General features: G+C 41.9%; 16 protein-coding genes and 2 pseudogenes. 8 read left to right on the forward strand and 10 right to left on the reverse strand.

The features are described 5' to 3' along the window. Positions 1 to 38: 38 nt before the first annotated feature. The gene (miaB, locus tag HY805_03495) at positions 39 to 1358 is read left to right on the forward strand and encodes a tRNA (N6-isopentenyl adenosine(37)-C2)-methylthiotransferase MiaB (GenBank protein ID MBI4823280.1); all 1320 of its coding nucleotides are present in this window, start codon (positions 39 to 41) and stop codon (positions 1356 to 1358) included. Here the strand turns inward: miaB and HY805_03500 are convergent. Both HY805_03500 and HY805_03505 read right to left on the reverse strand, forming a co-directional pair. Then, entirely contained in the window at positions 1342 to 1581 is a 240-nt protein-coding gene (locus tag HY805_03500; GenBank protein MBI4823281.1) for a type II toxin-antitoxin system HicA family toxin, read from the reverse strand. The genes miaB and HY805_03500 overlap by 17 nt on opposite strands. After that, positions 1581 to 1775, reverse strand: a complete 195-nt coding sequence (locus tag HY805_03505) for a type II toxin-antitoxin system HicB family antitoxin (protein ID MBI4823282.1) — start codon at positions 1773 to 1775, stop codon at positions 1581 to 1583. Before HY805_03505 ends, HY805_03500 begins: the two co-directional genes overlap by 1 nt. A 161-nt stretch (positions 1776 to 1936) precedes the next feature. Between HY805_03505 and mtaB the strand changes: the two genes are divergently transcribed. After that, positions 1937 to 3190: a tRNA (N(6)-L-threonylcarbamoyladenosine(37)-C(2))-methylthiotransferase MtaB gene (mtaB, locus tag HY805_03510; GenBank protein ID MBI4823283.1), complete on the forward strand. Its 1254-nt coding sequence runs from the start codon at positions 1937 to 1939 to the stop codon at positions 3188 to 3190. A gap of 171 nt (positions 3191 to 3361) precedes the next feature. Here mtaB and HY805_03515 read toward each other — a convergent pair whose 3' ends face one another. Beyond that, positions 3362 to 4555 carry a CCA tRNA nucleotidyltransferase gene (locus tag HY805_03515; GenBank protein ID MBI4823284.1) on the reverse strand — a complete coding sequence of 398 codons (1194 nt, stop codon included), beginning with the start codon at positions 4553 to 4555 and terminating at the stop codon, positions 3362 to 3364. Continuing rightward, positions 4555 to 5454, reverse strand: coding sequence for a bifunctional 5,10-methylenetetrahydrofolate dehydrogenase/5,10-methenyltetrahydrofolate cyclohydrolase (locus HY805_03520; GenBank protein MBI4823285.1), 900 nt, complete (start codon positions 5452 to 5454; stop codon positions 4555 to 4557). The genes HY805_03515 and HY805_03520 overlap by 1 nt, the downstream gene beginning before the upstream one ends. A gap of 281 nt (positions 5455 to 5735) precedes the next feature. On the opposite strand from HY805_03520, the gene HY805_03525 reads away from it, so the two are divergent. From HY805_03525 to HY805_03550, 6 genes and pseudogenes are all read left to right on the forward strand, one after another. Next, complete coding sequence (locus tag HY805_03525; protein MBI4823286.1) at positions 5736 to 6188, forward strand: NAD(P)H-dependent oxidoreductase subunit E; 453 nt, start codon at positions 5736 to 5738, stop codon at positions 6186 to 6188. An 11-nt stretch (positions 6189 to 6199) separates the two neighbouring features. Continuing rightward, positions 6200 to 7805 (forward strand): annotated as a pseudogene (locus HY805_03530) (4Fe-4S binding protein). 2 nt (positions 7806 to 7807) lie between these two features. After that, a complete protein-coding gene (fdhF, locus tag HY805_03535) occupies positions 7808 to 10471 on the forward strand; it encodes a formate dehydrogenase subunit alpha (protein MBI4823287.1) in 2664 nt (887 codons plus the stop codon). Between the two features lie 20 nt (positions 10472 to 10491). After that, positions 10492 to 10947: a cyclic nucleotide-binding domain-containing protein gene (locus HY805_03540; protein MBI4823288.1), complete on the forward strand. Its 456-nt coding sequence runs from the start codon at positions 10492 to 10494 to the stop codon at positions 10945 to 10947. Positions 10948 to 10965: 18 nt separating this feature from the next. After that, positions 10966 to 12729 carry a formate--tetrahydrofolate ligase gene (locus HY805_03545; GenBank protein ID MBI4823289.1) on the forward strand — a complete coding sequence of 588 codons (1764 nt, stop codon included), beginning with the start codon at positions 10966 to 10968 and terminating at the stop codon, positions 12727 to 12729. Then, positions 12695 to 13339 (forward strand): HAD family phosphatase, encoded by a 645-nt coding sequence (locus HY805_03550; protein ID MBI4823290.1) that lies wholly within the window; start codon positions 12695 to 12697, stop codon positions 13337 to 13339. The genes HY805_03545 and HY805_03550 overlap by 35 nt, the downstream gene beginning before the upstream one ends. Here the strand turns inward: HY805_03550 and cobO are convergent. The 6 genes and pseudogenes from cobO to mfd form a co-directional block, all read right to left on the reverse strand. Beyond that, positions 13333 to 13863, reverse strand: a complete 531-nt coding sequence (gene cobO / locus HY805_03555; GenBank protein ID MBI4823291.1) for a cob(I)yrinic acid a,c-diamide adenosyltransferase — start codon at positions 13861 to 13863, stop codon at positions 13333 to 13335. The genes HY805_03550 and cobO overlap by 7 nt on opposite strands. Further along, positions 13859 to 14011 (reverse strand): annotated as a pseudogene (locus tag HY805_03560) (site-specific DNA-methyltransferase). Before HY805_03560 ends, cobO begins: the two are co-directional and overlap by 5 nt. Beyond that, a complete protein-coding gene (locus HY805_03565; protein ID MBI4823292.1) occupies positions 13995 to 14918 on the reverse strand; it encodes a hypothetical protein in 924 nt (307 codons plus the stop codon). The pseudogene HY805_03560 and the gene HY805_03565 overlap by 17 nt, the downstream one beginning before the upstream one ends. Before the next feature lie 567 nt (positions 14919 to 15485). Beyond that, positions 15486 to 15716 (reverse strand): DUF433 domain-containing protein, encoded by a 231-nt coding sequence (locus tag HY805_03570; GenBank protein MBI4823293.1) that lies wholly within the window; start codon positions 15714 to 15716, stop codon positions 15486 to 15488. A gap of 102 nt (positions 15717 to 15818) precedes the next feature. Further along, positions 15819 to 16445, reverse strand: coding sequence for an endonuclease III (gene nth / locus HY805_03575; GenBank protein MBI4823294.1), 627 nt, complete (start codon positions 16443 to 16445; stop codon positions 15819 to 15821). A gap of 194 nt (positions 16446 to 16639) precedes the next feature. After that, on the reverse strand, positions 16640 to 19375 hold the full coding sequence (gene mfd, locus HY805_03580) for a transcription-repair coupling factor (GenBank protein MBI4823295.1): 2736 nt from the start codon (positions 19373 to 19375) through the stop codon (positions 16640 to 16642). Between the last annotated feature and the right edge of the window lie 2 nt (positions 19376 to 19377).

Here is a 19377-nt window from a genome sequence, read left to right on the forward strand (position 1 = left end):
TTGGACAGAGAAATCCGAAAAATGTTAATTTCTATACTATGAAGAAGTTTTCCATAACCACATTTGGCTGTCAGATGAATGTGCATGATTCAGAAAAAATCGCAGGGCTTCTCTGCAAACAGGGAATGAGCCAGACCGAAGACAAAAAAGATGCAGACCTCATAGTATTTAACACCTGTTCCATAAGGCAAAAGGCTGAGCAGAAATTCCTAAGCGAGCTTGGAAAAACTAAATCCCTTAAAAGAGGAATGCCTACCCTTAAGATTGCAGTTACAGGCTGTATAGCCCAGCAAATGGGTGAGAAACTATTCAAAAAGGCACCGTATGTGGATTATGTGCTTGGCACTCAGAATATTCATCTAATCAGTGACCTCATAAAGGGAAATACCTGTAAATCCGCACTCAATGACAATCCATTTATTTCAGAGCAGAAACTACCTACTCTTAGAAAGGAAAAATTCAGGGCATGGGTCTCCATAATGTATGGCTGTAATAATTTCTGTAGTTACTGCGTAGTCCCATATACAAGGGGCAGGGAGACTTGTAGAAGCACTGAAAACATACTTAAAGAGATAAAAGAGCTTGTAGGGGAAGGCGTGAAAGAGGTAACCCTTCTTGGACAGAATGTAAACTCATATAGCTCTGATACGGATTTCCCCGGACTTCTCGAGAAAATAAATGCAATCCCCGGGCTTGAGAGGCTCAGGTTTGTTACATCACATCCAAAGGACCTCTCGGATAAGCTTATAACTTCGATGGAAAGCCTCGATAAGGTCTGCGAGCACATACATTTACCCTTACAATCAGGCTCAACAAGAATCCTTAGCCTTATGAACAGGGGATATTCATATGAGGAGTATAAGATAAAGGTGGATAAGCTAAGGCAGGCTATTCCTGATATAGCAATAACATCCGATATAATTGCAGGGTTTCCTCATGAGACAGACAAAGACCATGAAGATACGATTAATGCTCTTAGAGAAATCGAATTCGACGGGATATTTGCCTTTAAGTTCTCTCTAAGGCCTGGCACAAAAGCCTCTTTAATGGAAAGACATATCCCTGAGCACATAAAGGCAGAAAGGCTTTCCGAGATACTTAAACTTCAGGATGAAATCACGCTTATGAAAAATAAAGAGCTTGAGGGTAGGGCGGTAGATGTTCTCATAGAAGGCATTAGCAAAACGAATCCAGCCTTGCAAACAGGAAGGACGAGGGGAAATAAGATAGTGAACTTTAGTGTTATAGATAAAGAAAGAAAATTTCTTCTTAAAGAGGGGTCATTGACCCAAGTTAAGATAATAAGGGCGAGGAGGCATTCACTTGAGGGGGATGGAGTCCTTAAAGGTTCAACCTGATTCTTATAAAGTCCTCTATGCTTAACCCCGCGCCTTCGAGGATTCTTCTGAATGTCTTGGGCCTTATGATTTCTCCTGAATGATAAGAAACTATCGTCTGTCTTCCCGAAAGGGGATGTCTCCATTTCTGATGACTTCCGGACTGGTCTACTTTTTCAAATCCAAGGGACTTTAAAACCCTTATTATTTCATCGGCGGTTACACGGGGCTGTTTTTGTCCCATCAGACAGCGACCTCAAAAACCTTTGCATCCTTTGAGAGTCCTTCCTTTGTGGGCCTCAAGTAGAGCTCGAGGGCTTCCATGATGTTTTTGCGGGCTTCTTCTTCAGTCTTTCCATATGTCACACAGCCGGGCAGTTCGGGACAGTATGCAACAAATACATCCTCATCGGGTTCAATTACCACTCTGATATTCATAATTCACCCCCTTTTTTCTTTCTGCATTTTCTAATTCTAACATAAACGGGCTTGGCGTTTGTCTCTTAAGTTTTTCCCAGAGGGGATATTTGGAATATAAGGCGATTTTCATGCTTGAGAAATTTCAGGTCTAAGTTTTAGTATAATATCAAATGAATGGCATGCCGATGAGAGTCTCTCTTTTAACCTTAGGCTGTAAAGTAAATCAGGCTGAGACCTCACTTATGGAAGGGATACTTAGAGGCTCAGGGTTTAAGGTTGTGGGGCTTGATGAGAAACCTGAGCTATGCATTATCAATACCTGCACAGTTACCTCAAAAAGCGATTACCAATCCAGACAGCTTATAAGAAGGGCATATAAGGTAGGTGCTAAGGTCATCGTAACAGGCTGTTACTCAGAGCTTAATATGGAGAATGTAAAAAATATGCCTGAAGTAAAGGAAGTGGTATTAAATAAAGATAAATTTAATTATATCAGCATGTTAATAGGAAATAATGGAAGTATTACATTAAATTATTCAGGAGCTCGCACAAGGTTTTTCCTAAAGGTTCAGGATGGTTGTAACTCATGCTGTAGCTATTGCGTAATACCAAAGGCAAGGGGTAGCTCAAGGAGTGTAGAAATGGATAAGGTAATAGGTGAGGTTAAAAGGGCTGTCTGCTTTGGGTACAAGGAGATTGTTCTTACAGGGATTCATCTTGGTGTATATGGAGAGGACTTAAAGCCAAAAATTAACTTATCAGGACTTATCGAATCCATCCTTAATGAGACCACAATTGAAAGGCTCAGGCTAAGCTCTATCGAGATAACAGAGATAGATGACAATCTTATAAGGCTTTTTCTTCAAAAAGACAAGAGGCTTTGCAGGCACCTTCATATACCTTTACAAAGTGGCGATAACAGGATACTAAGCCTGATGAACAGAGATTATACTATAGAGTATTATCAGGCTCGGCTCAGACACATAAGCAGTTACCTGCCTGATAGTGCATTTGGCACTGACATAATTGTAGGATTTCCCGGAGAGGGCAATGAAGAGTTTATGAATACCATTAGGGTCTCGGAAAACCTTCCTTTTTCATATATTCATGTGTTTCCTTTCTCTCTGAGAAAAGGAACTAAGGCATGTGAAATGCCTGATATTATTACGGATTTAGAAAAGAAAAATCGTTGCACCCAGTTAAGAGGGCTTTCTGAAAGGAAAAAACAGGACTATATGCTTGGGCATATCGGCAAAACCCTTGATGTTCTTATAGAAAAAAGGTATGCCGATGGATTTAGTCGTGGAACTACAAGTAATTACCTGAAAGTAGAGGTATCATCCGTGACACTCAAAAGAGGAAGCGTTGTGCCTGTAAGAGTTACTGGGGCAGGCAAAGGAGTGCTTTTAGGTAATCCCTTAAATTGTTCTTAATATATTGAATTAAAAGCCAATTTAGCCTGCTCAAAGTTTGTTCATGTTGTGACAAATCAAGTGCCTGCAATGAATGAAAAGAGCTTTAGACAGGTTTAGTAACAAGTTATTAACAGAGGTTGTTAATAGAGAATGTCTGATAAGATATATTATGTCAAGTCAGAATAACTGCTAAAGTCTTTTAAGCTCTCTAAGGGCATCTTTCTTTGTGCGTATAACCCCTGAAAATTCAAGCATTTTTAGCTCTTTAATAACCTTTCCTAATTCAGGGCTCGGTTTAATGCCTGTTTCCGCCATTATCTTTACTGTCGAAAGTATCCCTTTTTTCATTATTCTAAGGAAGCGGTTAGCATCAGGAATAAAACCAGTTTTCCCTGTTAGTATCAAAAGGTCAATCAAAGGGGCTACTGCCTCCTGAGAAAAGCTACCTCCGGCAAAAGGGCTAACAAGCTCACGCGGTAAGGTAGCAGGTAACCTACCCTTGAACTTACCCATTAGCTCCCCTACAATATCAAGCCTCTTTCTGAGACTTGTGCTTAAGCTTAGGAGGTCCCTCTTAGAGCTATATAAAAGCCCTTCGAGCCTCAAAAGCCCAATATAAGTAAGACCCTGTGGAAACCCCACTGCCATATCAGGTGCATGAACTTTAGGAACCCTCTTAAGGTTTTCTTCTATCTTAGAAATAGTATTAATATTACGCTCTAAGGCATTATAAGATAAGGATATAATCTCAGTTAACACTCCATCTTCTAATGCCATTCTTAATGCCCTTATAGGACATTTCCCATTAAGCAAAGCTAAAAACTCTAAAGTAATCCTTTCATGTGCAGGATACCTTATATCTCCTGATAGTTCCTTCAAGGTCTGCCTTGTTTTTTTAGCAATCCTAAAACAGAATTCAGATGAAAAACGATAAGCTCTTAAGAGCCTTAAAGGGTCATCCTTAAAGTTTTGCTTTAAGATTTTCCTGATAATGCCTTTCTTAAGGTCTTTTATGCCGTCAAATGGGTCTAAGAGACCCATTTCTGGGGACCATGCAAGGCTATTAAATGTAAAGTCCCTTGTTTTAAGGTCATCTGTTATATCACCTCTAAGTCTTGAAAAATCCAGTGTAACTCTGTTTTTAAGGACTATTCTAAGCATGTGCTCTTTTTTAAGCTCTATGAGCTTCCCATTTAGCTTATCTCTAATGGAACTGACTGTTTTTTTAAGATTTTTCTTTATGACGAAATCTATATCATTTGAATGAACACCCTGACTTATGAGGTCTCTGAGAAAGCCTCCAACAAGGTATATGTCTTTAGTTCCGGCAAATACTTTTTTTATAAGCAGGTTTTTATAGAGGTCTTTTTTCTGGAGGCTCATTACCTGATGCCAAACATCCTTTTTGTAGAAAGGACTGTGTTTAAAAGCAGTATTGCTATAGTAACAGGACCTACCCCGCCTGGGACAGGTGTTATATAAGATGCCTTAGGAGAAACACTTTCGAACTCAACATCACCAACGAGTGTTCCATCAGGAAGACTGTTTATGCCAATGTCCACCACTATAACGCCTTCTTTAACCATATCTCCGGTTATAAGAGCAGGTCTTCCAACTGCAACGCAGAGTATATCGGCAGTTTTGGTCTTATCAATAAGGTTTTTAGTTTCCCTGTGACATACTGTAACAGTTGCTCCTTTTGCGAGCATCATAAGAGCTAAGGATTTACCAACAGTCAGGCTCTTGCCTACAACTGTAACATCTTTTCCCTTAAGCGAGATTCCATAATGCTCGATGAGCCTTATTACGCCATAAGGCGTGCACGGAAGGAACGAGGGGGTTACAGAGCCTTCCTCCACCCCTCCAAAAAGCTGATATGTCGATTCCTCTGCAGCAAGCCGTCCTATGGATATAGCACCAAGTCCATCTACATCCTTTTCAGGTGTGATTGTATTTAAAACTGCCCTTGGGTTAATGTATTTTGGCAGAGGCAGAAACACTAAAATACCACTTACCCTTTCGTCTTTATTCATCCTTTTAATCAAGTCCAGCACCTCGTTAAGAGATGCATCTTCAGGGAGACGATGCGTATGGTCTTTGATGCCGAGCTTCCTACACAGGCTTGTCGTAGTTAAAAGATACTGCTCGGATGCAGTGTTTGAGCCAACAATCACCATTGCAAGTCCAGCTGAAATCCCATGTGCCTTAAGCCTGTCTATCTCGGAACGTATATCTTTGTATATAAGGGATGCAACAACCGAGCCCTTCATTAGTTCAGGCATAATCCTCCTCGTTAGAGAAAAATAAAGTTAATTATAACACATGAAATGTTTCACCTGAAATGTTTCACTGTTCCCATTTCCACATTCGTCATTCCTGCTTGTCAGGAATCCAGTCTTTTTCTGTCATTGCCTATGACATTGACCCCCTTTAGAAAATTTCAGTTTATCTAACAATTAGATAAATTAATGAGCAATATCGTTGAAAATCCAATAATTTACAGTTTATAATTAAAACCTTACTCAGAGACCTCTAAAAAAGGAGAAGCACGGTGGTTAAGGACATGGAGGCATTAGAAAGGATATACGCCAATCATAAGGATGAAGGCAATATCATTGCTATTCTTCAGGCTCTTCAGGAGGCATTCGGTTATATCCCCGAGGAGGCTGTTAACTGGCTCGCAGACAGGCTCTGGATTCCAAGAAGCAATTTTTTTGGCATTGCCACATTCTATGCCCAGTTCTATCTCAGCCCGAGAGGCAAAAACATTATTACTGCCTGTAGTGGAACTGCATGCCATGTCAAAGGCAGTGAAAGATTAATCAATACCATAGGCAGAGAGCTAAACCTTTTAGAAGGGAAAAACATAACAGAAGACAATATGTTTACGCTCGAGAAGGTCAACTGTGTTGGTGCATGCAGTATTGCTCCTGTTGTGATTATCAATAAAAAGGTTCATGGAAAAGCAAGTGCGGATAAAATCATAAAAGAGATAAAGGGACTGCAAAAGAAATGAGAAATAAAGACATGCTCATAAAGGTCTGCATGGGCACAGGTAGCATTGCCGCAGGTGGAGCCGATGTGATGAGGACATTCAAGAAAAGTCTCGATAAAGCGGGCATTAAGGCAACTGTCGAGCCTCGTTGCAGTATCCACAAGGTTGGCTGTCGGGGACTTTGTGCTAAAGATGTGTTAGTTGACATAATTAAAGGTGATGAAAAGACAACATACCAGTTCATAACCCCTGACAAGGTAGAACGGATTGTCATAGAGCATATCGTTAGTGGCACGGCTGTTAGAGAATGGCTTGTTCAAGAGGACTACTATAATTTCCATAAAAAACAGGTAAAGGTCGTGCTTTCCAATTGCGGTGTCATTGACCCGGAGGATATAGATGCGTATAAAGCAACAGGTGGGTATGAGGCTTTAGAGAATGTTCTTAAGACTAAAGCACCTGAAGAGGTTATAGAGACAATCAAGAAATCAGGTCTTCGTGGAAGAGGTGGGGCAGGGTTTCCAACTGGTCTTAAATGGGAGCTCTGTAGAAAGGCTCTATCGGAAGAGAAATACATTATCTGTAATGCCGACGAAGGCGACCCCGGGGCATTTATGGACAGGTCTGTTATAGAGGGAAACCCTCATGCTGTGCTTGAAGGAATGCTCATCGGTGCATACTGTATTGGCTCTAAAGGTGGTTATGTCTATATAAGGGCAGAATACCCGCTTGCAGTTGAAAGGCTTAAGATTGCCATTAAACAGGCAAGAGAAAACAACATTTTAGGGAAAAACATTCTGGGTAAAGGCTTTAGTTTCGATATAAAGATAAAGCTTGGTGCAGGTGCATTTGTCTGTGGCGAGGAGACTGCTCTTATAGCCTCAATAGAAGGCCAAAGGGGAATGCCCCGTGCAAAGCCACCCTTCCCTGTTTATTCAGGGCTCTGGGGAAAACCCACTGTTATAAACAATGTGGAGACACTGGCAAACATCCCTTACATAATAAGAAAAGGTGCGGATTGGTTTTCCTCTTATGGCACAGAGATCTGGTGGCTGTATCCCGGCAAGTATGGTGGATATCAAGGTTGACTATGAATCCCTTGCACTTGTTGGCTCTATAGTTGGCTCAGGAGGTATGATTGTTCTCGATGAGGACAACTGCATGGTGAACATGGCAAAATACTTTCTTACATTCACACAGGCAGAATCATGCGGAAAATGCGTTCCATGTAGAATCGGCACAAAACGCCTTCTTGAGATTCTTGAAAAGGTAACAAGGGGTGAGGGGACAGAGAAAGACCTCTTACTGCTTGAAAAATTGGGCAATGATATAAAAGCCGCATCCCTTTGCGGTCTTGGACAGACTGCTCCAAACCCTGTGCTAAGCACCCTGAAATACTTTAAAGACGAATACGAGGCACACCTTCAAGGCAGATGCCCTGCAAAGGTTTGCAAAGACCTCCTCACTTATTATATCCTTGAGGAATTCTGTAAAGGCTGTGGAGCATGTATGAAGGTATGTCCTACAAAGGCAATAACAGGCGAGAAGAAAAAGCCCCATAAGATAGACCCCTCGGTATGCATAAGGTGCGGGGCATGTTTTGATGTATGCAAATTCAAATCAGTGGCAAAGAAATAAATATGATAAAGCTTACAATAGACGGAAAGACTCTAACAGTGTTAGAGGGCACAACCGTGCTTGAGGCAAGCAGGATGACTGATATCACAATACCAACCCTGTGTCATCATCCAAAGCTTACTCCATTTGGAGGCTGTCGGCTCTGTATAGTGGAGATAAAGGGCATTCCGAGGCCTGTAACATCATGCACAACGCCTGTCGCAGAAGGAATAGAGGTTATAACCTCAACCCCTAAGCTTGATGACCTGAGAAAGACCCTGCTTGAGCTTATACTCTCGGACCACCCTAATGACTGCATGATATGCGAAAAAGCAGGAGACTGCACACTTCAGGAGCTTGCATACTTTTACGGCATAAAGGAAAACAGATTTAAAGGACAAAGACGGCTCTACGAAAAAAAAGATGGAAATCCATTTATAGAAAGGGATATGGAGAAATGCATTCTATGCGGAAGATGCGTAAAGGCATGCGATGAGATTCAGGGAGTTTCTGCTATAGATTTTGCATATCGTGGATTTAAATCGAAGATAAGTCCTCCTTACGAGCATGCCCTTGACTGCGAGTTCTGCGGTCAGTGTGTGGCAGTGTGTCCAACAGGCGCTCTTACTGGAAAGATGTGGGCACTCAGGGGAAGGCATAAAGACATAAAAGAGGTAGACACTGTATGTGGCTATTGCGGCACAGGCTGTAACATAACACTTCATGTAAGAAGAAATGAAGTGATTCGGGTAACCTCAAAAGAAGACAGATGGAACGAGGGCTGGCTATGCGTTAAAGGCAGGTTTGGCTACTCCTTCATAACAAGCCCAGACAGGCTTAAAAAGCCCCTTATAAAACAAAACGGCACATTCAAAGAAGTCTCATGGGATGAGGCACTCGGCTATTCGGCAGAAAGACTTAAGGAGATAAAAGGTAAGTATGGCTCGGATTCGATAGCAGGGCTTTCCTCTGCAAGATGCACTACAGAGGAAAACTATCTTTTCCAGAAATTCATGAGAGCAGTCATCGGCACGAATAATGTTGACCACTGTGCCCGTCTCTGACATGCCCCTACCGTAGCCAGTCTGGCTACAATCTTTGGCTCAGGGGCAATGACTAACTCCATAAGAGAAATAGAAGGCATGGAGGTCATCTTCATAATCGGCTCTAACACAAAGGAGACACATCCTGTCATTGCAAACAGGATGCTTAAGGCAGTAAGATTAGGAGCAAAACTTATCGTAGCAGACCCAAGAAAGGTCCCGCTTGTAAGATTCTCCGAGATATTCCTCAGGCTTAAAGCAGGCACGGATGTAGCCCTCGCAAACGGCATTGCACATGTAATATTAAAAGAAGGCATTTATGACGAGAGTTTTATCAGGGAAAGAACGGATGGATTCGATGAATGGAGAAAAACTATAGAGGCATTCACTCCAGAGAATGCCTCGATGATAACAGGCGTGCCAAAGAAAGATATAATCAGGGCAGGCATGCTTTATGGGGCATCGAGAAAAGCAGGGATCTTCTACACTATGGGAGTTACACAGCACACTCATGGAACCGATAATGTGAATGCAATTGCCAATCTTGCCCTTCTTACTGGAAACATAGGAAGGGAGCATACAGGTATAAACCCCTTGAGGGGACAAAACAATGTTCAAGGTGCATGCGATGCAGGATGCTTGCCGAATGTTTATCCCGGGTATCAAAGGGTTGACCTGCCTCCTGTAAAAAGGAAATTCGAGAATGCATGGGGCTCTACGCTTTCAGCAGTCGAAGGGCTGAAATCTACTGAGATGATAGAGGCATCTTTTGAGGGAAAACTCAAGGCACTTTATATAATGGGCGAAAATCCTCTTCTTACGGACCCCAATTCAGCACACACACTTAAGGCACTCAAAAACCTTGAATTCCTTTTAGTTCAGGACATATTCCTTACAGAGACAGCCTCGATTGCAGATGTGGTTTTACCTGCAGTGTGTTTTGCCGAAAAGACCGGGACATTCATAAACACAGAAAGGAATGTTCAGCTCGTAAGAAAAGCAGTAGAGCCGCCAGGGGATGCAAAAGAAGACTCGTGGATAATCTCCGAGATTTCAAACATGCTGGGTTATTCCATGAGATATACATCATCCGAAGAGGTTTTTGAGGAGCTTGGCAGTCTCTGGCCTGCTCTTCAGGGCATATCATATGGAAGGATTCGGGTAGATGGTGTTTTCTGGCCATGCCCAACAAAAGACCATCCGGGAACTCCTTACCTTTACAAAGCAGGGTTTCCACGGGGCAAGGTCTCATTCACCCCAGTTGACTATAAAGCATCGGCAGAGGTGGCTGATGAGGAATATCCATTTGTCCTTACAACAGGCAGAAACCTCTTTCAGTATCATGGAGGCTCTATGACACGGAGGGTTCGGCATATAGAGACTCATGCAGGTGAGCCTTATGCGGAGATAAACGAGGAGGATGCCTTAAGGCTTGGCATCAAAGATGGCGAGACGATAAAGGTCTTATCGAGAAGAGGACATATAAAGATAAAGGCAAGGATAACAGGCAGGGTCTCTGTAGGAACGCTATTCATCCCTATGCACTATAGGGAAGCCGCTGCAAATGTGCTCACCAACGATGCAGTTGACCCTCATGCAAAAACACCTGAATTCAAGGTCTGTGCAGTTAATATAGAAAAATAAATTATTTAAAGGAGAAACTTATGGTTAGTAAAACCGAACTGAGGAAACAATTACTTTTTGAAGACTTCGCTGAGTCCGAGCTTGAAAAACTGACATCCATCGTAAAAGAGCTTTCATTAAAAAAAGAGGGGTTACTATTCAAAGAAGGCGATGACACAAAGGGTATTTATATGGTTCGCTCTGGAAAGATAGAGATTAACAAGGTAACTCCTGATGGATGGAAGCAGACACTGGCTGTCCTGATGCCAGGGAATTTCTTTGGAGAGCTTTCAATACTTGAAAAGAGAAAGCATGAAGCAAATGCAGTGGCACTGGAAAATACAGAGCTGTTTAAGCTCCAGAAAGATGACTTTGAAAAAATAGAAAAAGAAGATGCTTATCTGGCATCGCAGATAATAAAAAAGATTGCTTTGATTATGAGCAAGAATCTAAGGCGTATGAACGAGAAATTCTTAAGCGCCTTGATAAATTACTGAAAAGGAGGATTTTTTTCTATGCCTATTGACCCTACGAAACATGCAGACTGGCAGGTAGCAGAAGACGCCGAAAAGACGATGAAGACTGTTTATCGGTTAGGAGAGGAATTAGGACTTGAAAAACAAGAACTGCTTCCACACGGACATTATGTTGCAAAGGTTGATTTCAAAAGCATCCTTAGCAGGCTTAAAAACAAGCCCGATGGTAAATACATAGATGTAACAGCCATCACCCCTACCCCCCTTGGAGAAGGCAAATCCACTACTACGATGGGACTTACTCAAGGTCTTGGAAGGAGAGGCAAGAAGGTCGTATCCGCAATAAGACAGCCCTCTGGCGGACCAACGATGAACATCAAGGGCTCAGCCGCAGGAGGCGGACTTTCCCAATGCATTCCCCTTACGCCATTTTCATTAGGGCTGACAGGAGACATAAACGCCATTATGAATGCCCATAACCTTGCACTCGTTGCCCTTACATCGAGACTACAGCATGAGTTCAACTACACAGACGAACAGCTATCGAAAAGGGGTCTTAAGAGGCTTAACATCGACCCTCGAAATGTCGAGATGAAGTGGATTATGGATTTCTGTGCTCAGTCACTGAGAAAGATACTAATAGGCATTGGCGAGAAGATGGATGGCTTCATGATGGAGTCAGGCTTTGCCATTGCAGTGTCCTCAGAGGTCATGGCTATACTTGCAGTCTCTACAGACCTCAAGGACATGCGTGAAAAGATGGGCAGGATTGTGGTTGCATATGATAAGCACGGCAAGCCTGTTACAACAGAAGACCTTAATGTGGCAGGTGCAATGACTGCATGGATGGTCGAGGCACTCAATCCAAATCTCTTACAGACAATCGAGGGACAGCCTGTTTTTGTCCATGCAGGGCCATTTGCAAATATAGCAATAGGCCAATCATCCATAATAGCAGATAGGATTGGGCTTAAGCTCGGAGACTATCATGTCACCGAGTCAGGCTTTGGAGCGGATATTGGGTTTGAGAAGTTCTGGAACCTCAAGTGCAGGTTCTCAGGCTTAAAGCCCCATGCCGCAGTGATTGTTGCAACTATAAGGGCACTTAAATGTCATGGTGGAGCACCGATTCCTGTGCCGGGAAGACCAATGCCAGAGGAATATAAGACAGAAAATGTAGGCTGGGTTGAAAAAGGCACTGAAAACCTCATCCATCATATAAAAACTGTTAAGAAGGCAGGCATTAACCCTGTTGTGTGCATAAATGCCTTTTTTACTGACACCGAAGCAGAGATAAAGGTTGTGAGTAGGCTTGCAGAGTCAGCAGGCGCAAGGGTTGCTGTCTCCAAGCATTGGCAGTTTGGCGGAGAAGGTGCTCTTGACCTTGCAGATGCAGTTATAGATGCCTGTAACGAGCCGAATGATTTCAGGTTCCTCTATGAACTCAGTATGCCTCTTAGAAAAAGAATCGAGACTATTGCAAAAGAGGTCTACGGTGCAGATACTGTTGAGTACTCTCCCGATGCCCTACAGAAAGCAAAGAGGATGGAGGATGACACCGAGATAGCAAAGCTGGGCATATGTATGGTCAAGACCCATCTGAGTCTTTCGGATAATCCCAACATCAAGGGAGTGCCAAAGAACTGGAAGCTTTTCGTAAGGGACATACTTACATATAAGGGAGCTGGTTTCGTAGTGCCTGTGGCAGGTGCAATTAAGCTTATGCCTGGCACAAGCTCTGACCCTGCATATAGAAGGGTTGATGTGGATGTGGAAACAGGCAAGGTCAAAGGGCTGTTCTAACTGCCTTATGATAAAGGCAGTTATCTTTGACTTTGGAGGGGTTCTTGCAGAGGAAGGCTTTAGAGAAGGGCTTAAGGCTATTGCAAGAAGTAATGGACTCGACCCAGATGTATTCTTTAAAACAGGAGAGGATCTCATATACGAAACAGGTTATGTAACAGGCATGGCAAGAGAATCCGATTACTGGAAGGCAGTAAGGAAAAAAACAGGCATCAGTGGAAAAGACAATGACCTCAGAGAAGAAATCCTGAGAAGGTTTACATTAAGACAATGGTTGATAAGGCATGTCAAAGGGCTAAGGGCATCAGGCATGGTTACAGCTATCCTAAGCGACCAGACCAACTGGCTCGAGGAGATTGCCAACGAAACCAATCTGTACGATGGATTTGATTATGTGTTTAATTCATTCAGAATCAAAAAAGGCAAAAAAGACCCATCTGTTTTCAAGGATGTCTGTAATGCTATGGGACTGAATCCTTCTGAGGTCATCTTTGTAGATGACAACCCTGAAAACATAAAGAGGGCATCTTCCGAGGGTCTGAATGTCATACATTTCAAGGATAAAGATGACTTTTTAAAAGGGATACGGAGATTTATCCACTTTCAATAATCTATCCCCTTTTCAGGCTTTATTCCCTTGTCAAAGGCATGCCTTATTTCCTTCATCTCAGTCACAGTATGAGCCCTTTTTATCACATCGGGGTGTGCATCTCTTCCTGTAAGAATAAGATGCATTGAAGGAGGTTTATCGTTAATTAGCTCAAGCAACTGAGAAAGGTCAACAAGCCCTAACTGAAGGGCATTATTTATCTCATCCAGTATGAGAATATCGAAATTTTCTGAAAGCATCTTTTCTCTTGCAAGTTTTATTGCAGACTGTGCAGAAAGCCTGTGTTTTTCATGTGCCTTTGGATTATAAAATCCCTTTCCCATAAGATGGAATTCTACATTAAGCTTTTTAAGTGCAGGCATCTCTCCTGAAGACTTGCCTTTTATAAAATAGATTATACATACCTTCATGCCATGCCCTACTGCCCTCAAAGCCATGCCTAATGCTGAGGTCGTCTTTCCTTTGCCATCTCCTGTAAGGACAATAATGATGCCTGTTTTTCTCATGGACTTAGATGTGCTCATATGTGTCATTGAAGCCTATCTGGCTTCCATTGCCATAATCTTTTAATTGCCAATAAGGAGGGGATGTGATAATGAGATGGACAGATTCGTCTTTGAGCTCTTTCATCTTTCGGCTATCACCGAGGATTATTTTATGAAGGGTTTTCATGACAATTATTATACAGCAGTGGCAACTGCGCTTTCTCTTTTATTTTTAACTTCCGCCCTGCATAAAAAGAAGCCATCCTCTTACTTTGATATTCTATTGACCTTTCGTCTAAGTTTTTTAAATCGTGTTTTGGGAAAAATTCTATCTTTTGCCTCCCGACATAATTATAGCTACTACTTACATTATTTGGTGCTTCTATAAGGCGCTCTATTATAGGTAGACTTTTAAGAGCAAGTTTCTCTTTATCATCATCTTTTGAAAAATGGTCTATGCAGTTACGAACGCATCCCAAAAGCAAGTCTATAAACTGGATAAAATTTGAATACTGGTTTGAAGAATCTTTATGGTCAGAGTTAATGAAATTAATTTCTTTTGTTTTGAAGGTAATTTTCCCATCCTGCTCATCTATAGAAAATATTGAATGCCATGGAAAATAAGAATGGGTCTCTAATGCTTTGTTTTCATCATGGTAAATGCTATCAATAAAAATTTTTACATATCTATTAAAGTAAGTTTTAACAGGCTTTAATATTGCAGTTCGGAAAAATCTGTTGTATATGATATTTTGTCCCCCATTGCCGAATTTGGACTTATCCAGTTTTGTTAAATCTATGCCCAATATATGAAAATAGATTTTATCTCTATCTCTTAAAAAATAATCTAACCATCTATCTGCAACAAAATACTTGTCTTTCGATTTACTAATATCGCTAAAACGAACCTCTGTATCGTTTTTGCTATGGTATCGGCATAGCGGGTTACATTTTCCCCATATTTTATCTTTTTGGGGGTTGCCGCAACGGCTATTTAGTAAATCATCCAAAAGAATTTGTTCTTTAGGTTCTGGAACTACTAATATCCCTAAATAAATCCATTCACCTATTACAACTGATTCATCACAGAACAACTTTAGAGTAATAGACTCTGGTTTTTCCGGCTCTTTAAGTCCGAATAAGTCAGAAGAACAAGCTATAGGTGTTGTGTAAATGATATGAAACCTCTAAAATTTAGGTTAGCTTCTTTTTGCAATAAGGTTACTTTAGATGCTTGTTGGTTTCCGCTGTTTTTATTACCTGCCACCCACCACCCCTATGAGGTGTTACATGAACCTCGCTTTTTACCATATCACCCTCCTTATTAAATTTCTCCTTATTCAACCACAATATCTCGTATTTGTCAAGCTAAAAATGTTATATATAATACTACATATAGAAGCAAGGGGCTTCAGGGAAACCTTTATCCATAACCTCATCTTCAGCATAAGAAGATATATTACCCTCCTTGCCTTCTCAAGCCTGCTCTCCAAAAGCTCACAGACTGCCCGGTAGACCTCGTTCAGTTCGTTCTGTGTCAGGACTAAAATGTTAAAGACGCTACAACCCTGATATAAATTACTCATTCTCTTTACTACTGATTGGCAAGGGACGAATGCGAATACGGGTTTGTGGTGAGAGAGCATTGTCTATGAGAAATCTCATGCAGATGTTAATAACGGTATTTCACGCTCCCGCACAGCCTCGGAGGCGTATTTCAGTGCTTCCTGAACATCTTCGTGCTCCAAATCCGGGAACATCTTGAGAATTTCTTCTTCCAGCATGCCTTCTGCAACCATGCCGACAATAGTTGCTATAGGTATACGGAGCCCACGAATGCATGGAGCACCACCCATCTGGTCTGGATTGACTGTAATTCTGGTAAATCTCATCTTATACCTCCTCAGATATTATACCAAAAGCACCCTCACAACCACTTTCCTTCTCAAGCCTACCATCCAAAAGCTCACAGACTGCCCGGTAGACTGTAAGAATTATATATCCTTTGATGGACATATGTCATAAAGCACGCATTCCTCATGCCTTGGCTTTCTTGCCTGACAGACCTTTCTTCCATGAAATATGAGAAGGCTCGAAATAGCACCCCACTCTGCCTTTGGGGTTATTGCCATCAGGTCTTTCTCTATCTTTATAGGGTCTTCATTTTCCGTAAGCCCGAGCCTGAATGAAAGCCTTTTGACATGGGTGTCAACTGCAATGCCCTCGTTTATGCCGTAGGCACTACTTAGCACAATATTGGCTGTCTTTCTTGCAACACCTGGAAGTGTTATGAGTTCTGCCATGGTCTTTGGAACCTCGCCCTTAAAATCCTTTATAAGTTTCAAAGCACAGTTCTTAATATTCTTAGCCTTTGTCCTATAGAAGTTTATAGAGCTTATATCTTTTTCAATCTCTCCAATAGAGGCATTTGCATAATCCTTTACCGAGCTATATTTTTTGAATAATTTTTCGGTCACACGATTTACATGAACATCGGTTGTCTGGGCAGAAAGAATAGTTGCGACAAGTAGCTCAAATGGGTTTTTGAATGTGAGCACTGTGCCAATGGGGTATTGTTTTTTAAGGAGATTGATTATCTCTAAAGTCATTTCTTTAAGCATGCACCTAATTTCCTTTAACAATAATTATAGCTTCTCAAGAAATTATATCAAGTCCCTGCTCTATCTCGCTACATACATCTTCATCTATGGAAATCTCGAATCCATTCTCAAAGAACCTTACCCTGTCTTTAAATCTTTCAAGTATTCTCTGAACAGGAACTTCAGCCTCTTTTGAAAAAACAAACCTGAGTTTTCTATCTGTCTGTCTGATGGAGGTAATAAGAAGACCCTCTGCCTTCAGCCTGAACGACCTTTTCTTTCTTCTCGATGCCCTTAAGCTCGGATACTGCTTCTTCGAGCATCTCTATGTACATGTCAAAGCCAACTGCCATAATATATCCTGACTGCTCAGGACCAAGGAGATTCCCTGCGCCTCTTATCTCAAGGTCTTTCATTGCAAGCCTCAACCCTGCACCTAAATAGCTTAGCTCCTGAACTGCTTGAAGCCTTTTCCTTGCATCCTCATGGATAACATTCCATCCAGGAATAAGAAAATAGGCAAATGCCTTTTGATAGCTTCTTCCAACACGGCCCTTTAGCTGATAAAGGTCTGCAAGACCCATCTTGTCTGCCATATTTATGATTATTGTATTTGCGGTTGGTATATCCAATCCCGAGCCTATGATTGCAGAGGAGACAAGCATATCCACACTGCGATTCAGAAACTCAAACATAATCTTTTCGAGCTCTCTCGAAGTCTTCTGTCCGTGTGCAACGGCAATCCTTAAGTCAGGCATGAGATTCCTCAGATACCCTGCGACCTTCATTATGTCTTGAACCCTGTTATGAACGAAAAACACCTGTCCTTGTCTTTGTATCTCCTTACTTATAGCCTCTTTTATGATATTGTCTGAAAACACAGAAACAACACACCTCACAGAAAGCCTTTCCTCTGGAGGGGTCTCTATGATGCTCATACCCCTTATGCCCGAAAGAGCCATCTGAAGGGTCCTTGGTATTGGGGTTGCAGAAAGCGTAAGTATATCCACGCCTTTTTTAAGCTCCTTAATCCTTTCCTTCTGTGCTACGCCAAATCTGTGCTCCTCATCGATAATAAGGAGCCCAATGTCCTGAAATACTATATTTTTTGCAAGCAGGGCATGTGTGCCAATAACTATATCTACCTCGCCTTGGCCAATTGCCTTTATGGTTTTTTGCAGTTCCCTTTTAGATTTAAACCTGCTTAGATAATCGATTCTTACTGGGAATGCAGAGAACCTGTCTTTGAATGTTCTCAGGTGCTGTTCGCAAAGAAGCGTTGTAGGCACAATAACAGACACCTGTTTTCCGTCATAAATAGCCCTAAAAGCCGCCCTCATGGCGACCTCGGTCTTTCCATAGCCAACATCTCCTGTAAGAAGCCTGTCCATCGGCTTTCTGGATGCCATATCCTTTTTAATCTCCTCTATAGTTCTTATCTGGTCAGGGGTTTCCTTATATAGAAAGAAGCTATCGAATTCCCTGTGAAGCTCTGTGTCCTCGCTAAAACTAAAGCCCTCTGAGACCTCTCTTTCTGCATAAAGCCTGAGGAGTCGCTGAGCCATCTCTTTTATCTTCTCTTTAACCTTTTCCTTTGTCCTTAACCATTTCTTACTTCCCAGTCTGTCGAGCTTAGGAATAGCCCCTTCTTTTGAGTGATACTTATGAACCTTATCTATTGCCTGTAAAGGAAGATAAAGCCTGTCTCCACCTTCATATTCGATGCTCATCAGGTCATATTCAGAGCCCTCCACAGTCTGCCTTAAAAGACCCAGAAACCTTCCAATGCCATGCAGGTTATGAACAACATAATCTCCTTCGTTAAGGTCCGATAGGGATGCAATTAGGCTTGAAGTGCGGGAGCTCTTCATTGGCCTGAATGGAGGCTTTTTGAATATCTCGCTTTCGGTAAGTATATAAAGCCCTTTCATAAAGAGCCCTGCCGAAAGCTCGCCATTTAATATCGAGATTCGACCTTCATAGGATACCTGCTCTTTTATATCCAAAAGAGGCGCAATGAGTCCGCCTTCTTTTAAGATTTCCCCTACTCTTTCAGCCTGCCACACCGAAGAAGAAACGATTATTACCTTATTTTCTTTCATTAGTCTTTCAACGGATGTGGCAAGCTCCTCTATGCCCTTTCTTTCCTCAGGCAGTATGCCACACCCCTTTATAGAAAGAAGCCTTGCATCTACGCCCTCGTCCCTGATTGCATATTTTGAAAGGACATGCCCCTCTCCTATTTCCTCTTGGGCAGATTCCGCAAAGAAGACCTCGTATCCCTTTATCAACTCCATTATATTTACTCCTGCCTTTGGCTCATTTGCAGGCAGGATGGCACAGTCCATTATGCTGGATATTGATTTCTGGGTCTCTGTGTCAAACACCCTCATGTTTTCTATGACATCGCCAAAGAATTCCACCCTGACAGGGTTTTCCTCTGTAGATGGAAATATGTCAAAAATCCACTGCCTTACACTGAACTGCCCTTTCTCTGTAACAAGACTAACATGCTCATAACCTAAAACCCTAAGTCTCTCTGTAAGGCGCAATCTATCGAGTTCCATAGAGGTTTTAAGGTAAAGGACATCTTCCTTGAGGGAGGATGGTAACCATAAATTCGAAAGTGCATCTTTGCTTGTAATAACAGATGCCTTTTTAGCTTCGACAGAGAGTTTATATACAACCTCAGCCCTTTTGCCCGATGCTGTGGAAGTATCAGGCTCTGGAAGAAACACACAACCAGTGTCATCGGTATGGAGAAGTCTTTTATAAAACAGTATGTCCCTGAGTAGCCTTTCGGCTAACTCCTCGTCCTCTTCAATCATAATGAATGGCTCTTTAAGCAGTGAAAGAAAAATCGCAATGGATGAGCCACCGAGATTATAGATACGCTTTGGATAAGGTATGAGAGGGGATATGAAACTCTTGATATGCTGAGGAAGGCTCATAA

It is taken from the genome of Nitrospirota bacterium, assembly GCA_016207905.1.
Taxonomy (GTDB): Bacteria; Nitrospirota; Thermodesulfovibrionia; order Thermodesulfovibrionales; family JdFR-86; genus JACQZC01.

Coding starts and splice junctions, on each gene's coding strand:
- miaB (MBI4823280.1), top strand. CDS start 39: ATGAAGAAGTTTTCCATAACCACATTTGGCTGTCAGATGAATGTGCAT.
- HY805_03500 (MBI4823281.1), bottom strand. CDS start 1,581: ATGGGACAAAAACAGCCCCGTGTAACCGCCGATGAAATAATAAGGGTT.
- HY805_03515 (MBI4823284.1), bottom strand. CDS start 4,555: ATGAGCCTCCAGAAAAAAGACCTCTATAAAAACCTGCTTATAAAAAAA.
- cobO (MBI4823291.1), bottom strand. CDS start 13,863: ATGAGCACATCTAAGTCCATGAGAAAAACAGGCATCATTATTGTCCTT.
- nth (MBI4823294.1), bottom strand. CDS start 16,445: ATGCTTAAAGAAATGACTTTAGAGATAATCAATCTCCTTAAAAAACAA.
- mtaB (MBI4823283.1), top strand. CDS start 1,937: ATGCCGATGAGAGTCTCTCTTTTAACCTTAGGCTGTAAAGTAAATCAG.
- HY805_03540 (MBI4823288.1), top strand. CDS start 10,492: ATGGTTAGTAAAACCGAACTGAGGAAACAATTACTTTTTGAAGACTTC.
- HY805_03525 (MBI4823286.1), top strand. CDS start 5,736: ATGGAGGCATTAGAAAGGATATACGCCAATCATAAGGATGAAGGCAAT.
- HY805_03520 (MBI4823285.1), bottom strand. CDS start 5,454: ATGCCTGAACTAATGAAGGGCTCGGTTGTTGCATCCCTTATATACAAA.
- HY805_03570 (MBI4823293.1), bottom strand. CDS start 15,716: ATGAGATTTACCAGAATTACAGTCAATCCAGACCAGATGGGTGGTGCT.
- HY805_03505 (MBI4823282.1), bottom strand. CDS start 1,775: ATGAATATCAGAGTGGTAATTGAACCCGATGAGGATGTATTTGTTGCA.
- mfd (MBI4823295.1), bottom strand. CDS start 19,375: ATGAGCCTTCCTCAGCATATCAAGAGTTTCATATCCCCTCTCATACCT.
- HY805_03550 (MBI4823290.1), top strand. CDS start 12,695: ATGTGGAAACAGGCAAGGTCAAAGGGCTGTTCTAACTGCCTTATGATA.
- HY805_03545 (MBI4823289.1), top strand. CDS start 10,966: ATGCCTATTGACCCTACGAAACATGCAGACTGGCAGGTAGCAGAAGAC.